At 48.1% G+C, this 13,888-nt stretch carries 17 protein-coding genes; 4 read left to right on the forward strand and 13 right to left on the reverse strand.

What is annotated here, in order from left to right; all coding sequences use genetic code 11:
- Window positions 1-8: 8 nt before the first annotated feature.
- The 13 genes from BEB54_RS21260 to BEB54_RS29985 all read right to left on the reverse strand — a co-directional run bounded on the left by BEB54_RS21260 (window position 9) and on the right by BEB54_RS29985 (window position 10,400).
- Complete coding sequence (locus BEB54_RS21260; RefSeq protein ID WP_001492932.1) at window positions 9-1,562, reverse strand: GspE/PulE family protein; 1,554 nt, start codon at window positions 1,560-1,562, stop codon at window positions 9-11.
- A 10-nt stretch (window positions 1,563-1,572) separates the two neighbouring features.
- Window positions 1,573-2,025, reverse strand: coding sequence for a type IV pilus biogenesis protein PilP (gene pilP / locus BEB54_RS21265; RefSeq protein WP_105282266.1), 453 nt, complete (start codon window positions 2,023-2,025; stop codon window positions 1,573-1,575).
- Complete coding sequence (gene pilO2 / locus BEB54_RS21270) at window positions 2,012-3,307, reverse strand: type 4b pilus protein PilO2 (protein ID WP_105282267.1); 1,296 nt, start codon at window positions 3,305-3,307, stop codon at window positions 2,012-2,014. The genes pilP and pilO2 overlap by 14 nt, the downstream gene beginning before the upstream one ends.
- Complete coding sequence (gene pilN, locus BEB54_RS21275; protein WP_000748143.1) at window positions 3,300-4,982, reverse strand: PilN family type IVB pilus formation outer membrane protein; 1,683 nt, start codon at window positions 4,980-4,982, stop codon at window positions 3,300-3,302. Before pilN ends, pilO2 begins: the two co-directional genes overlap by 8 nt.
- A 13-nt stretch (window positions 4,983-4,995) precedes the next feature.
- Window positions 4,996-5,433: a type IV pilus biogenesis protein PilM gene (gene pilM / locus BEB54_RS21280; protein ID WP_000539807.1), complete on the reverse strand. Its 438-nt coding sequence runs from the start codon at window positions 5,431-5,433 to the stop codon at window positions 4,996-4,998.
- The gene (gene pilL, locus BEB54_RS21285) at window positions 5,433-6,500 is read right to left on the reverse strand and encodes a type IV pilus biogenesis lipoprotein PilL (RefSeq protein ID WP_001492935.1); all 1,068 of its coding nucleotides are present in this window, start codon (window positions 6,498-6,500) and stop codon (window positions 5,433-5,435) included. Before pilL ends, pilM begins: the two co-directional genes overlap by 1 nt.
- Before the next feature lie 33 nt (window positions 6,501-6,533).
- Complete coding sequence (locus BEB54_RS29825; protein WP_071595658.1) at window positions 6,534-7,124, reverse strand: pili assembly chaperone; 591 nt, start codon at window positions 7,122-7,124, stop codon at window positions 6,534-6,536.
- Window positions 7,121-7,417 carry a hypothetical protein gene (locus tag BEB54_RS21295; RefSeq protein WP_001571594.1) on the reverse strand — a complete coding sequence of 99 codons (297 nt, stop codon included), beginning with the start codon at window positions 7,415-7,417 and terminating at the stop codon, window positions 7,121-7,123. Before BEB54_RS21295 ends, BEB54_RS29825 begins: the two co-directional genes overlap by 4 nt.
- Window positions 7,418-7,593: 176 nt before the next feature.
- Window positions 7,594-7,848 (reverse strand): PilI type IV pilus biogenesis protein, encoded by a 255-nt coding sequence (locus BEB54_RS21300; RefSeq protein ID WP_001136187.1) that lies wholly within the window; start codon window positions 7,846-7,848, stop codon window positions 7,594-7,596.
- Between the two features lie 171 nt (window positions 7,849-8,019).
- Window positions 8,020-8,703, reverse strand: a complete 684-nt coding sequence (locus tag BEB54_RS21305) for a conjugal transfer protein TraC (protein ID WP_089640894.1) — start codon at window positions 8,701-8,703, stop codon at window positions 8,020-8,022.
- A gap of 253 nt (window positions 8,704-8,956) precedes the next feature.
- Window positions 8,957-9,490: a transcription termination/antitermination NusG family protein gene (locus tag BEB54_RS21315; protein ID WP_001306770.1), complete on the reverse strand. Its 534-nt coding sequence runs from the start codon at window positions 9,488-9,490 to the stop codon at window positions 8,957-8,959.
- A 441-nt stretch (window positions 9,491-9,931) separates the two neighbouring features.
- Window positions 9,932-10,219: a helix-turn-helix transcriptional regulator gene (locus BEB54_RS21325; RefSeq protein ID WP_000074849.1), complete on the reverse strand. Its 288-nt coding sequence runs from the start codon at window positions 10,217-10,219 to the stop codon at window positions 9,932-9,934.
- Complete coding sequence (locus tag BEB54_RS29985) at window positions 10,137-10,400, reverse strand: ash family protein (RefSeq protein ID WP_001324596.1); 264 nt, start codon at window positions 10,398-10,400, stop codon at window positions 10,137-10,139. The genes BEB54_RS21325 and BEB54_RS29985 overlap by 83 nt, the downstream gene beginning before the upstream one ends.
- Window positions 10,401-11,372: 972 nt before the next feature.
- On the opposite strand from BEB54_RS29985, the gene repA reads away from it, so the two are divergent.
- The 4 genes from repA (at window position 11,373) to BEB54_RS21365 (ending at window position 13,828) form a co-directional block, all read left to right on the forward strand.
- The gene (repA, locus tag BEB54_RS21345; protein ID WP_077684103.1) at window positions 11,373-12,404 is read left to right on the forward strand and encodes a plasmid replication initiator RepA; all 1,032 of its coding nucleotides are present in this window, start codon (window positions 11,373-11,375) and stop codon (window positions 12,402-12,404) included.
- Window positions 12,405-13,106: 702 nt separating this feature from the next.
- Entirely contained in the window at window positions 13,107-13,265 is a 159-nt protein-coding gene (locus BEB54_RS29010) for a hypothetical protein (protein WP_172953785.1), read from the forward strand.
- A 54-nt stretch (window positions 13,266-13,319) separates the two neighbouring features.
- Complete coding sequence (gene yacA, locus BEB54_RS21360; RefSeq protein ID WP_000079932.1) at window positions 13,320-13,589, forward strand: type II toxin-antitoxin system antitoxin YacA; 270 nt, start codon at window positions 13,320-13,322, stop codon at window positions 13,587-13,589.
- Window positions 13,589-13,828, forward strand: a complete 240-nt coding sequence (locus BEB54_RS21365) for a type II toxin-antitoxin system RelE/ParE family toxin (RefSeq protein ID WP_272897252.1) — start codon at window positions 13,589-13,591, stop codon at window positions 13,826-13,828. The genes yacA and BEB54_RS21365 overlap by 1 nt, the downstream gene beginning before the upstream one ends.
- Window positions 13,829-13,888 lie beyond the last annotated feature (60 nt).

Raw genomic sequence — 13,888 nt, forward strand, 5'->3', positions numbered from 1 at the left:
TTCTCCTGTTAGACATCATCGATGCTGAGGCGCTCGTCTTCGTCCAGAGGGATGATTCTGTCGGCTTCAAGAGGGTCTACCAGACCTTCATTGATACGGCGAAGAAGATGCTCTACACGACTGATGCCTTTCATGTTTTCCAGCCAGTATTTACGTGCTGCAACTTTGCCGCGTGTTTTCAGAATCTGAAATAAGCGGTTATCAGGTTCTATCACCTCAGCAATTACAGTCCTGCCGGTGAGGCCTTTACCTATTTCACCGCGCTTTCTGCCGTTAATGATTACGTCGTGATTACATTCAGAGCATCCGTGAGGATTTCGGAACCAGATATTATCTGTACTGCAGAGTGAATCTTTATTGCAGTGCCGCTCAAGGTAATCACGCTCGTCGTCTCTAAGTTCAGGTGCTCGCGTTTCCCATGGAATACGGCAGGAGGGACACAGAGTTGGTACAAGGCGCTGGCTGATCATCCCAATCAGTAATTGCGCATCGCAAATAAGATCGGCATTCATACCCATCGTAATCATTCGCTCCGGTATACCCAGAGCTGAGTTTGTATGTAATGTCGTCAGAACTATGTGCCCGGTCTGTGCCGCGTAGGTGGTTGACATCATCGAGATAAGATCGCGCATTTCCCCTTCCATGATGGCATCAGGGTCAAGTCGCATTGCCGATGAAATAGCCCGACTCCATGCCAGTTTGACGGCATCTTCGTCGGATTTGTCGCAGATAATCGGAGTCTGTGTTGCTCCCAGTATCTGTCCTTCCAGCGGATCTTCGATTGTTAGCAGGTGTCGCCCCTGATTATCGTCAAGATATACACGGCAGGCGCTGCGTAACGTTGTCGATTTACCGGAACCGGTTGGACCTGACAGGACTATTTTTCCTTCCGGGCGGCGCAGCATTATGTTCAGCAACCGGATTTGTTCCGGGATAAAGCCCAGTTGTTTAAACGTGGGAACTTTATCTCCGTCATCGGGTATCAGGCGCATAACTGCAATCAGACCGTCTCCCGTAGGTCTGTGACTGTAGCGTGCACCAAATATTCCTATTTTTCGCATTAATTGTGGGGACAGGCGCGCATCCTGTTCCCTTTGAGGGAAGAAACTGGTTTCAGTGACATCAGCCATTGACAGAATGGCTGTTGCGCAAAGTGAATAGCCCAGTGCTGGTTGATCTTCATCTACAGTCTGCAGTTCACCGAATATTCTCATGCGAACTTTGAAAATAGACTCAGAAATTAAAAAATGAATATCTGAAGCACCAAGTTTTCTGGCCGTTTCAAAATAAGATAGAACTTTCTTCTCACTCTCACTGACATCAGCAAGATCTTTCAGATGAATAATTCGTTCTTTCGGGCCTCTGTTTTTTTCATCCTGACCTGCTTCCTGTAACTCCGACAACGAGACTACTTTTGGGTTGATACCCGGATATAATTTTAGCAGTTCCTGGAGATTACTTTGTACGTCAGGCCTTGTCCGCTGGTTTGTTTCTATAAGAATTTCATGGGTGTCTCCCCGGGATATAAAAAGGAGAGCATCCTTCAGATTATATTTATCCATATCACGTTACTCAGAAAGTAAGGGTAGTGCCATCACTTAACGTGACGCCAGACAATGAGATCGACTTCACCGTGACGGATGTACCTGGAAGCTGGCTGCCAGTGGTGACGCTTGTCTGACGTCCATCAGCCATGCGAAGAACGGCATGAAGACGTTTATCTTTGCCGTTTATTTCCATAATGATGGGCAATTCTTTTCTGTTTTTCGGTGCCGTTTGCTCTGAAACTGATGGCAAGGGGGCGGTCATACCAGAGAAACCTGAAACAGTTTCAGATGATGAAGTAACATCTGATTCTTCAAGTTGTTTCTGTAACTGTGCACCCTGAACTTTTGCCTGTAAAAGAATATTCCGGTTTTGTTGTGCTTCAAGTTCTCCTATTGTGACAAGAGGTTGTGTTGTGGCAAATGAAAAACCAGAGAAGAAAAATATGGAAGGAATAATGAGTAATTTACTTGGACGCATATATATGACCTTCTGAGGAATAACTGAAAGTACCGCCGTTTAATTCAAAATGGATATTGCTCAGACGGACGCCGGTATCCTGAAGTAAAGGGAAAAACTCATCAGGATTTACAGGAGTTGATAAACTGAACTGATATTCTTTCCATTTCTGAACAGGGGCTGGTTCACCATCGTTGCCTGGTAATGGCTCCGGTATGGCTATTTCATTAATGGCCGGTGTTAACTGTTTTTTCTGAAACCACGTGAACACCCGCATCAGTTGTTCTGAGGGGGCCGGGACAGCCTCATCCCTGCCGGGCAGGGACGGCAGTGGACGGGTTACAGAAACCTGGCGTGCACCATCTTTAAGGTTAAAGTCAGGAATAACACCAAAGATTTCTTTACTTCTTGCCAGAAAACCCTCAATGGTTCCTCCAGGCTGTCGTTCGTAAATCAGTGTGAATGTCTCAGGAGTACATGTTCCGCCGGTAAGTATCCAGCCTTCCAGTGCGACCGGTGACGGTTTTCGAAGGTCCGCGCAGGCTTTCAGAAAATCACTGATTACAGGTTGTGATGCCCATGGATGCGGGAGTTCTGGCGGTGGATCGGGCTTTTTAAACTGCAATCTTGCCCGAGCAGCTATCTCCTCGGGCGTCGGTACGACATCCGGCTCTGGCTGAGTCATCCAGAATACAGTGCCTGCGCCGGCTGCTACTAAAAACAGTACGGCAGGCAGTGTGAATTTGCTGCGATTGCCGACAGTAAGTTTGCAACGGCGGAGGTCTGCTGATGATAACCGGGTAATAATACTTTCCCAGTTATCAGGATGTTCCAGAGACGATACAACCTGCCATTTTTCGGGGGGCTCTTCGTTCATCGCCAGAAAAAGGCTGACCTTTTGGGCAACGTCGGCATCATTTCCTGATAAGTCAGCCATAACGGCAGGCTGGCCATTAATGGAAGCAAGGAATAAGAGCTCCTTATCGCTGTACCGGAAGACACCGTATCCATTTCTGACCCATGAGCAGAAAGCCAGTGCCAGGGAAAAATAATGATTGCGTTCTGGCCTGGTCAGTATTCCTGTGCCGGTAAGGCGGCTGATCTTTCCACGGGAATTTCTGCTGCCTACAGTCACTTTCAGGGAGGTAAGCCGTCTGGGTTTTACATGAGACTTGTGTTTATGATGTGAGGGGACGCGCTGTTTTTTTACGACAGGAGTCCATTTAAGACAGGCAGCCCACACGCGATGATTTACTTTAGGATCTTCGAGAAGCACTACCGGGTTGATATCTTCATCAGCCATTATTGCCTCCTGACGGGAAAGTCGGGGTAATGATGATCACAAGCGTGCTGCGTTCATTTTTCCCGGTTTGTGAACCACCAAATAATGGATTTGCTGGCGTAAACGTACCGGCTTTACTTGTCGTCGTATTGTTCTGATCGAAACCAGTAACGACAAGTGATTGCCCTTCTTTCAGATTGACCTTCTGGCTCAGTGAACGCAGTTTGGTATATGGCATTTCGATGTAACTGTTTCCGTCTTTTGACGTAAAGCTACGGATAGTTGGGGGATCAGACAGATTAAAGTTCATCTGCAACTGGAGATTGCCTGTTTTCTGAATTAAAGGCAGTAGGGTCATATTGAATCCAGTGGTGATCATGCCCGGTGTTAATGTTGTTGTTGCTCCTACATCCGTAGTCGTAGTTGTTGCTGACTGGGCGACGTAAACTGTCTGATCTGCCATCTGGATAGGTACCGGCGTCAGGTTTGTGACAGTGCTTTCTTGTGAAGTTACAACGCTGACATCGCCTTGTTCACTCAGTGCTTTAATCAGAAGGCTGGAACCGCTGAATTTGGCGGCATTCCCTGTTGCCGTATCCAGAATTGATACGCCTGCAGATGTAGCGCCTGTAAAATCTCCGCTTGCATTGTTCAACGTTGCTCCGGCGGAATGTAGCGATTTGTAAACAAGGTTCCAGTCCAGACCGAACTGCTCGTTTCTGGTATTGCTGACGCTCAGAACCTGTACGTTCAGGGCTACCTGGCGGTTCATAATACTGTTTTGTTCGTCCACATATCGTGCGACGGCTTCCTGGACAGCAGGAGTATCAGTGACTGTTAGCGTTGAGCTCGATGCAGATAACCAGTAACGGCCTTTTTCTGGTGTCAGCATTGCTTCAATAGTTTTCCGGATGTCTTCATACAGATCGTATTCCTGACCAACGGTTGTGCTCTGAGAGGACGTTGCATCACCGGATGCTGAGTTATCCTGGCCTCCTGTTGCCCCCATTGTGCTTGTTGAGCCAGAGCTGACACTGGAACTGCTGCTGGTTTTGGTGTTCAGCATATGAAGTGGATACGTTCTGGTTTCAGTCAGATAGAATACAATCCGACCATTATCCATGCGCCAGTACAGACCACTCCGGCTGGCCATCAGATCCAGAAGACCATTGATATCTCCCTGCCACATGAGGTTATTCAGCGTTAATGGCTGAGTGGAGGTAGTCATTGTTGTGCTGCCCAGGCTGCTTAACGGTAGACGTCCATTTTCATCTGGTGCTGGTAGTGTTCCTGTCATCTGGCGGGTAGCGCCTCCTTCAAGAGTTGAATTGGCTGCGTCAGGCGTGATGATTACAGGGATGCCGCATACGGCAGTAATACGTTGCCCCAGTTCCTGCAGAGTGATCTCTCCTTTTCTTGCCTGCGTGATGTAGCAGGCCGGAGCTGTTTGTTTTTTCTCTCTTGATACCTGAGCGACCGGAACAGGGTTTATCCATTGATTATCGAGCCAGGTGAGAGCCTGCGATTTACGGGCCGAAAGGGCTGATACCTTTTCCCGTGCATGTGCTGAGTCTTCCTGTGCTTTTTTCTGCATTTTGTTGATTTCGCTGAAAGTACATCCGGAGATGGAAAGAGCGACGGCGATCATGCAGGGGAGCACCGCCAGCTTCATTGAACGCTGGTGTGATTTTTTCATGAATATATCCAGATTAGTTAACGTAGACGACAGAACCAGCAGTAATGCCTGCCGGGGGTGTCAGACCGGTTGCAGTTCCTGATAGCCAGGTGAGTTGCCCGTTTTGGAAGATCCCTATTAGTGCAGAACCACGACTTTTTGAACGCAAAGTTTCAACAAGTCCTGGTTGTTCAGGCATCCATACCCACAGACGCCCCTGTTGTAACTGATGTTTAATTCGGGAGTCCGGAGTGACAGGGAGAGCCAGTTTATCTGAGGAAATTACTCCGTCCTGCTGGCCTGATACGTATCTGATATCATTGATTCTGTTAGCAATCATTAGTATCTGACTTGCCCATACAGACGCACTTGCATATTGCTGGGCGTTTGTGGTTTCAGACATCTTCTGATTCTGGTAGCTACCAGTGATAATCAGAATGGTCAGGCCGACGGCCATGACCAGCCATCCCATTAGCGACCATCCCTTGTATCAGAAACTGTAATGATGCACTGCATGCGAGAAGCCTGTGCGTATAAAGGTTTTTGCGCAGTCCGATATAACTCAAATACCTGCTCCATGGCTGATTCAAATGATCCCCGGAACATTAAAGGCGCATCCAGACGGTAATCGGTTACAGAAAGTGGCCATATGACCATCCAGTGCGTTGATGCCATGCTTTCGCATTTTGTTTCTTCTGCCCACTTAATAATGTTCTCTCTTAATGTGGTGCCTGCCGGCGCACGCCACTCTTTACCCTGAGATACCGGTTTGACAGGCGTCCCGGTCATGAGCGGGATAGACTTGACTGTGGAGCCGGTTGGAGTTGGGGTGGCGGCGGGGGTTGACGAAGATACGCTGTTTCCTCTGAATGGATTTCGTGGTTTGTTCTGGCTATTTGCTGTTGTTGGAGATTCAGGGGAAGTGGATGTGGTTACCATGGCTGCTGGCGAGATAGTGGTTGCCGTGTCCTGTGCCGGTGCAGCAGCTGATGTTGTGACGGTCAACGTTTTATTATCCCAGTCCAGATGGCCCCATAGGTGTTGTTCTTCCAGCAACCGGTTCAGAGAACGGGTCCACTGATCATTGGCAGACCATGAAACCAGTTTGGTATTCAGCTTGGGCGTGGCTGCATTCTCTTGTCTGAATTTCCATCCTTCCGGTAGTAATGTTTTTATCCACTGACTGACGGTCCGGTTACGGGCCGTCGGCGATAGTGTTACAGGGGCGCTACCAGGCTTGCCTGTAATGATTAACCGGGAGAAATTCTGACTTATTGTTGGTGAAGGTAACGGTCGGGATTCGCTGACTGGCTGTGCTGTTTTTACTGTCTCTGGCACGCTGACTCTCGGGGGGGGAGTTATTTTAGGTGGAGAAAGACGTTGTTGCGTAAGTGCCAGAACGCCAGCACTCTCACTGATTTGTCCGTCAACAAAAACCAGAGCAGGCGTATCTGATGGTGCCACGTTATTGCTGCCGGAAATTCCGGCACAGCCGGACAATAATGACGGCAGTATAAGTGTCAGATAGTTTTTTTTCATAACGGAGACTCCGTGTTCGTATATACGTGTTTGTTAATTGGTGTGAGGCGGCTGGAGAGGACGAATGACGACTGTCATTCCGTCCGAATGCAAATGCGGGAGAGACCACTGAAATAAGAGATATACAAAAGGAATTGATAATTTTTCATACAGACTTGTTTTCCGTGGGCATGTAATAACAGAGAAATTCAAACCATAAGATTCCAGTCTCTTTATAAGTTTATTTATTCTTGCAGGAGTAAAGAGATGTGAATGCATAACAATGGTTTCATCATTATTAATTGCTTTTGATATCAGAGAAAGTAACACATCCCAGTGTTTCCTCATTGACTCCGGGCAACGTGTATCGGCATAGGGGCTAAGATGTATGCTTGATTCTTTACTGCCCTTTTTTTTCGTAAAGAATGTGAAGTTGTATTTAGATACAGACCTTACGATAAGAAGTACGCATCTGAAAAGTAGTGGGGAAAAGCAAATAATAACCACTATACAGAAATCTAATATATAAGATAGTGATATGTGGTCAGTGTATAGATAACGGAAGTATTGCCACGGGGTAGTGATGTACAGGCAAAAAGTACACCAAAGTAACCATAGATATAATGGTACGTTATTATTTTTCATGTTAGTTGAATTTTAATACTGTTTTCTATCACCACATTTTTATGAGTCTCATTTGGCACTTCGTACTGTTGGAAATATTGTTGGCGGCGGATGCGTGTCTGTTCACTGCTTTCTATTAACACCGCCATGGCGATTGCAAAGTATATGCAAATCAGGAAAATCCAGAACGCGTTTGGTATCTTCCAAAAAAGTGTGGACAGTTTGTTATGTGGTGAAATTAAAAACGGCGAAAGGATTGCACAGACAATCACAATCGCGATGGTTAATTTAACTAGAAAGAACATGGTAAACATCGTTAATCTCCAATGATAAAAGGGAGAGAAGGGGGAGAGGTAATAAAGATGGCAACAAACGGCTAAATTAAAATCGTTAAAAGGAGTACACAGACAATCGCAATCGCGATGGTTAATTTAACTAAAAAGAACACGGCCCCCACCTGTTTTGACGAGGTCTTTTGTTTTTGTTGTGTTTACGACAGCCAGTCCTGTAGATGCTGATGGCGGGAGCTGCTGCCCTTGTGCCAGCGGCAGTGGCTGCCGGGAGCACGCTCCAGTCGGAACAGAAATCGGTTGTCGCGTAGTACCACCACGAGACAGTTATCCGGCGTGCAGAAACGTCGGGCAAGCTCATCGGGATCTGTCGGTGTTTTCGTTGAAAACAGCCTGCGTTTGCAGTGTGCGTCGACGACCAGTATTTGCAGTCGTCCGGGATGTTGCTGTGGCATCAAAGACTCCTTCCGGAACGCGAAAAGAAGCAGCTGTACCGTCATAACTGCACGTACCGGTTGCGAAAAAACGGCACAAGCGAGTAGTGACAGAAAGAATGTCGGAAACGGCAGGAAGGGCGGTACAGGCTGCGAAGACTGGAAACGGGGTATGCCGGGGATTACACATCCTCAGTGTAATGTGATAGTCGTCTGCTCCTGTGTTGCACCCCAGACATCTTCTGGCAAGCTGGGCAGTCCGATAAATAGGGTGTGAAAGAGGGTTTCTCTGCGTTCGATCCCGAATTGATGTTCGTATCCTCTCACCACCTGAAATCCTTCGTCGGAGAATATTAACTCTGCCGTTTCCAGAAGCTGCACAGTTTTGCGGTGTAGTGGAGTGATCAGCTGCAACGTAACTGGTGCCCTCATATCGCCTGTCGGTAGAAAACACTCTTCGGTGCGACTTAGTTGTAGCAGATGACGTTTCCCGGAACAGGCCCGTTCAATGGATTCATTGAACACCCTCTCAGGCCATGGGCAGACATATGTGCGCCAGCCTGCTTTCTGTAATTTACCCAGTGCAGCCCGAAAACGAAACAACGGACATTCCCCGACAGTGGCAGAGCTGAGAAAGAGCGTATTCAGCGTTCCGATGATGGGAATATTGCGATCTTTTTCGGTCAATGCTTTTAACGCCATGATTTCGCCAGGGAGACTACGGAACTCAGGATGTCTGCTGGCACCAGAAAGCCATTCAAGCAGGTAATGCCGTAATCCGGTTTCACTGGTTATATTGTGGTTTTCCTGTGCCGTTTTCAGGGCATTCAGTGCACACCAGAGCAACTGGCGCACGGGATGTTCTGTCGTGGTCATGCGAATGTCCTACTGTGAGATGAAAAGAAGACCGGTATCCGTTCTCTCCGCCACACGTGATGGCACGGGCCGGCCTTTGATAAAACGAATCAATACTCTGGGGTGAAGCCTTTTATTTCTTTCGCCATTAAGAAATACACGGTTCCATCAAAAGACAGGGGGAGTCCATGGTGGGGATGGCTTCGTGCAGGCTTCACTCCGGAATATTCTCTTGAATTGAAAAAAGCCCGGCCCGAAGGCCGGGAAATACTGGCTATGGGATGTTTACAAGGCGCTCCATAAAGCCGTGATGTTCGGCATTTGATACCAGTTCCAGGAGCAGGGATATCCTCGACTCAGGCTGGAGAGTATTTTCCATTCTGAGGAGATACTGATATTGTGCTTTTGTCAGCCATATGCTGGAAGCCGCATTCAGCTCTTCCCTGGCTCCCGGATTTAGCACAGGGTCCGGGTAAATCTTCATTAATCCATCAACAATATCTTTATTGACGGGTTTTATTTCACCGCCAAACTTCACGAAATCAATGAAGGCGCTATGGCGACGTAATGCCGATACTGGTTGAATGTCAAAATTAGCCAGAATAAAAAAGTACCCTGGAAAAATAGCGAATATTCTTTCACGGTAACAGCGCCTGGAGTCTGCCCGTCTTATCTTTCTTGTTATTAATGGAGTCCATGGTACGACGTTTTGCTCATTCAGCCATGAGAATAAAGATTCTCTGTTTTTGCCGGCTGTATTATATTGCGCAAGATACCAGTTCCGGTTATTCAGGTGTTCTATATTCACGAAGTTCAACGCTCCGCGCAAAACCGATCCATGATGGACGATTTTGCGATGTCAGGCGAATATGCTAAATCATATGTCTGAAGCAGTGTCCAGCCCATATCTGGATAAACTGCAGTTCTGACAGGCATATAACCAGCAGACTCTAGTACGTTCTGTATCGGTGATTTGGCGAACTCACAGATAAAGAACGGCTAAGCACTAATATCAGCAATACAGTGGCACAGTATTGTGATACGCGAAATAAAACATCAGCACGTCAGTTCAGAGTAAGATCGCCATATATCGGGCATGAGCCAGATACAAATAACTGGGACACCGTCTGAAGTGATTTGCTTTATTAAAGTAACTTGTGCTTGGTGTTTATGTTTATCAATTTGGGATCGCCTGTAAAGTGCAAAATGCAATTTCCATGAAAGTGTCCCCTTTAATGGGGACACCTGTTCACATTTTTTCGTTTTCTTTAGCTGTATTGCTAATCATGAAAACGAAAGTTCGCATCAGCACAGCAGAGCGAAGTGCATCATATCCTTCCAGATTTAAATTCTTCAGGCTTCGCTTCAGGTAGGTTCGTACCGTTTCGGGAGAAAGCCGACAGTTCTGAGCAATGGCGTCGTAAGGAACACCCATTGCGTAAAAAACGCAGACTTTAAGCTGGTTTGTTGATAGCTCGGGAAACATGCCTTCCAACAGAGTGATGGCCGGGAGTTTCTGTATCAGTTGAGGTGACATAGCAAAGGTCTCCGATGACAACTAAAAACGCTATCACCGAGTTCCTACGCTCATTGGTGATAGCCCAGACGGGGGTAGGAATACCGGCGTCATCGGAAACCGGCCAGGCTAATGCCTGCCCCGCCTGAGCTACCATAGATGACGACAAGAAATACAAGTTCCTGTCTTTATGGTATGGCAAAAAACGACGCCAAATGAAGAAATTAACTTCTGCGCCGACGATGACTACGCGGGTTCCTACGCCCGATCACAGTTTTGCCTGTGACCAGTAAAGGGTACTTAGTATAACGCACCGAGTCAACTAACAGCTTAAAAAACATACAAAAAAGCGTCAAAACTTAACGCTCCGCGCCGAAGCGATCCAGGCATGATGCTTCTGCTTTGTGGCGTTCGAACATGCTGGTCCATATGCACGAAACGGTGTCTGACCCTCGTCCAGACAATCCGCAGTTCTGACGAACATATGAACAAATATGCTCTTGTAGAGGCTGTTGTTACACAATTGGCGGGTTGTGTAACAAATGGTTTTATCATCTAAGAATTATTCTATTTACGATCGAATGATCTACAAAATGATTTTTTAAAGGTTTTTTAGATCGTTTAATTGCATTAAAACAGAATATTATTCTGTTGGGTGGATCGGTTGTAAGATAAATGATCGTGAGTAGGACAAAAGTCGATCTTTTAATCCAAAAGAAGGATCTAAAGCAGAAAAATCTGCTTTTAAAAATAGATTTTATTTTTTTGACGCAGGTCAAGATTAACTTATTAGAGGTATCAGTGAGGAGGCACTGGAAGAGAAGAGATCGTTGTAATGCTTTTCAAATTAACGTAAAGCGGGTATATTTCGGCTGTTATTAGCTGTGCAGAGGGTGGCACTCTGTGGAGCAAAGCGGCGAAAGCCGGACGGCAGAATGCGCCATAAGGCATTCAGGAGAGATGGCATGTACGGGCAGTAAGTCAGAAGACTGAAGATGTTCCGGAAGCCATAAAAGGAAAACCCCCACTATCTTTCTTACGAACTTGGCGGAACGACGAAAGATAGTGGGGGCCTCACAGAATACGGGTAAAGTATAATGAAACCGTACCAGAGATTCAACCCTGTGCAGTGTATAAATACACGGCACAATCGCTCCGCCATAAGCGACAGCTTGTGGCAGGTCTGAAGAATACTCCATATAACGCAGTACACTGGAGTCAGTTAGCACCCGAAGAGCAGATCCGTTTCTGGGAAGACTATGAAGCGGGAAGGGCGACCACTTTCCTGGTTGAACCGGAAAGGAAGCGCACGAAGCGCCGTCGCGGTGAACACTCCACCAAACCCAAATGCGAAAATCCGTCCTGGTATCGTCCTGCGCGCTATAAGGCGCTGAGCGGGCAGCTCGGGCACGCCTACAACCGTCTGGTGAAAAAGGACCCGGTGACCGGCGAGCAGAGCCTGCGCATGCACATGTCTCTGCATCCTTTTTACGTGCAGAAACGAACGTATGCCGGTCGCAAATATGCTTTCCGTCCGGAAAAACAACGCCTCCTCGATGCCATCTGGCCGGTTCTGGTCAGCTTCAGTGATGCGGGCACACATACCGTAGGCATGAGTGTTTCCCGTCTGGCCCGAGAAATCAGCCCGAAAGACCGCAAGGGGAAGGTTATTCCGGAACTGGAAGTGACGGTCTCCCGCCTTTCCCGTTTGCTGGCCGAACAGGTACGTTTTGGTGTGCTGGGTGTTTCAGAGGAAACCCTGTGGGACCGTGAAACCCGCCAGCGTCTGCCACGTTACGTCTGGATAACACCGGCAGGCTGGCAGATGCTGGGCGTCGACATGGTAAAACTTCACGAACAGCAGCAGAAACGACTGCGTGAAAGTGAAATCCGCCAGCAGCTCATTCGGGAAGGTGTTCTGCGTGAGGATGAAGATATCTCCGTACATGCGGCCAGAAAACGCTGGTATCTGCAGCGCAGTCAGGATGCGCTGAAACACCGTCGTGCGAAAGCAGCAGCCAGTAAGCGCGCCAGACGCCTGAAGAAACTGCCTGCCGACCAGCAGATTCATGAGATGGCAGAGTATCTCAGGAAGCGTCTGCCTCCGGATGAAGCCTATTTTTGTTCCGATGACCATCTGAAGCGAATGGCCATCAGGGAGTTGCGTCAGCTTGAACTGACGCTGGCTGCCCCGCCACCGCACTAGACAGCACCATTCCCTCAGCACTGAATCATCACCAGCCCCTCCGGGGCTTTCGGCGCTGGTTCCGCTCAGCCCAAAATCCGCAGTAATCACCTTAAATCCCCTCAGAGGGGCATATCTGCCCATAAAACCACGCATCAGTCATCAGAACATGGCCACGTTGTTTCAGTTATCCACATAAATCCGCAAATAAAGAACTTTAAGAAGCTGCAAACCTGAAACAGCAAACCTGCAATATAGTCTTAACCCCATTATTTAATCCCCTGCGTTGCTTCGCCGCAGGGAAAGTCTTTATCTCTGAAACCACTGTGAACAAACACAAAGAGGCCTTCGCTTGCAGCGGCCAAGGCCGCGCCGCTCAGAATCTAAAAGCACCTCCCACGCTAACGCGCGGGCCCCCAACCTCACCGTTCTGAAACCACAGCAAAAAGACATCAGGAATCAGGAATAAAAACACCACACAAGCGCAGCATCGTGCCCACCCCTCATAACTGAAAAGCGAGGCCGCCCCCGCCCAAAGGGCGGGAACAACATCGCTTTTAATTATGAATGTTGTAACTACATTGTCATCGCTGTCAGTCTTCTGGCTGGATGTTCTCAGTACACGCTCGTAAGCGGCCCTGACGGCCCGCTAACGCGGAGATACGCCCCGACTTCGGGTAAACCCTCGTCGGGACCACTCCGACCGCGCACAGAAACTCTCTCATGACTGAAAGCGGGTATGGCTTAACAGGGCTGGGGATGGGTAAGGTGAAATCTATCAATCAGTACCGGCTGACGCCGGGCTTCGGCGGTTTTACTCCGGTATCACATGTAACCACAGCGTGCCGCCTTCCATGCCGCTGGCGCGGCATATCCTGGTGACGATATCTGAATCGTTATATACTGTGTATATACATAGTAATGACGAGGTGATAAATGGCACAGGTTAATATGAGTTTAAGAATCGACGCTGAACTGAAGGATGCTTTTATGGCCGCTGCAAAAAGCATGGACCGTAATGGCTCTCAGTTAATTCGGGATTTTATGCGCCAGACCGTTGAACGGCAGCATAATACCTGGTTCCGTGACCAGGTTGCGGCAGGACGTCAGCAACTCGAGCGCGGCGATGTGCTTCCCCATGACATGGTCGAATCTTCTGCCGCTGCATGGCGGGATGAAATGAGCAGGAAGGTTTCCGATAAATGATGGAGATATTCTGGACCATGCTGGCCAGCCAGGACAGGAAGCGCATTCGTGAGTACATTGCGGAGCAGAACCTGATGGCCGCCATTGAACTGGACGAACGGATTGGTTATTCAGCCAGCAGCCTGGCCGGGCAGCCGTATAAAGGTCGCAACGGTCGTGTGGAAGGAACCCGGGAACTGGTTATTCACCCCCATTTTGTTCTGGTTTATGAGGTCGACAGCCGTAAGCGTACAGCCTGAACCGTCTGGTCAGAATCTGACGAATTAGACAAAGTGGTGTCCACCAAATAAGTAGTGGGA

Origin of the sequence: Escherichia sp. MOD1-EC6021, assembly GCF_002965245.1 — a bacterium.
In the GTDB taxonomy this organism is placed as follows: domain Bacteria; phylum Pseudomonadota; class Gammaproteobacteria; order Enterobacterales; family Enterobacteriaceae; genus Escherichia; species Escherichia coli_F.

Coding starts and splice junctions, on each gene's coding strand:
- BEB54_RS21260 (WP_001492932.1), bottom strand. CDS start 1,562: ATGGATAAATATAATCTGAAGGATGCTCTCCTTTTTATATCCCGGGGA.
- pilP (WP_105282266.1), bottom strand. CDS start 2,025: ATGCGTCCAAGTAAATTACTCATTATTCCTTCCATATTTTTCTTCTCT.
- pilO2 (WP_105282267.1), bottom strand. CDS start 3,307: ATGGCTGATGAAGATATCAACCCGGTAGTGCTTCTCGAAGATCCTAAA.
- pilN (WP_000748143.1), bottom strand. CDS start 4,982: ATGAAAAAATCACACCAGCGTTCAATGAAGCTGGCGGTGCTCCCCTGC.
- pilM (WP_000539807.1), bottom strand. CDS start 5,433: ATGGGATGGCTGGTCATGGCCGTCGGCCTGACCATTCTGATTATCACT.
- pilL (WP_001492935.1), bottom strand. CDS start 6,500: ATGAAAAAAAACTATCTGACACTTATACTGCCGTCATTATTGTCCGGC.
- BEB54_RS29825 (WP_071595658.1), bottom strand. CDS start 7,124: ATGAAAAATAATAACGTACCATTATATCTATGGTTACTTTGGTGTACT.
- BEB54_RS21295 (WP_001571594.1), bottom strand. CDS start 7,417: ATGTTTACCATGTTCTTTCTAGTTAAATTAACCATCGCGATTGTGATT.
- BEB54_RS21300 (WP_001136187.1), bottom strand. CDS start 7,848: ATGCCACAGCAACATCCCGGACGACTGCAAATACTGGTCGTCGACGCA.
- BEB54_RS21305 (WP_089640894.1), bottom strand. CDS start 8,703: ATGACCACGACAGAACATCCCGTGCGCCAGTTGCTCTGGTGTGCACTG.
- BEB54_RS21325 (WP_000074849.1), bottom strand. CDS start 10,219: ATGTCACCTCAACTGATACAGAAACTCCCGGCCATCACTCTGTTGGAA.
- BEB54_RS29010 (WP_172953785.1), top strand. CDS start 13,107: ATGACTGAAAGCGGGTATGGCTTAACAGGGCTGGGGATGGGTAAGGTG.
- yacA (WP_000079932.1), top strand. CDS start 13,320: ATGGCACAGGTTAATATGAGTTTAAGAATCGACGCTGAACTGAAGGAT.
- BEB54_RS21365 (WP_272897252.1), top strand. CDS start 13,589: ATGGAGATATTCTGGACCATGCTGGCCAGCCAGGACAGGAAGCGCATT.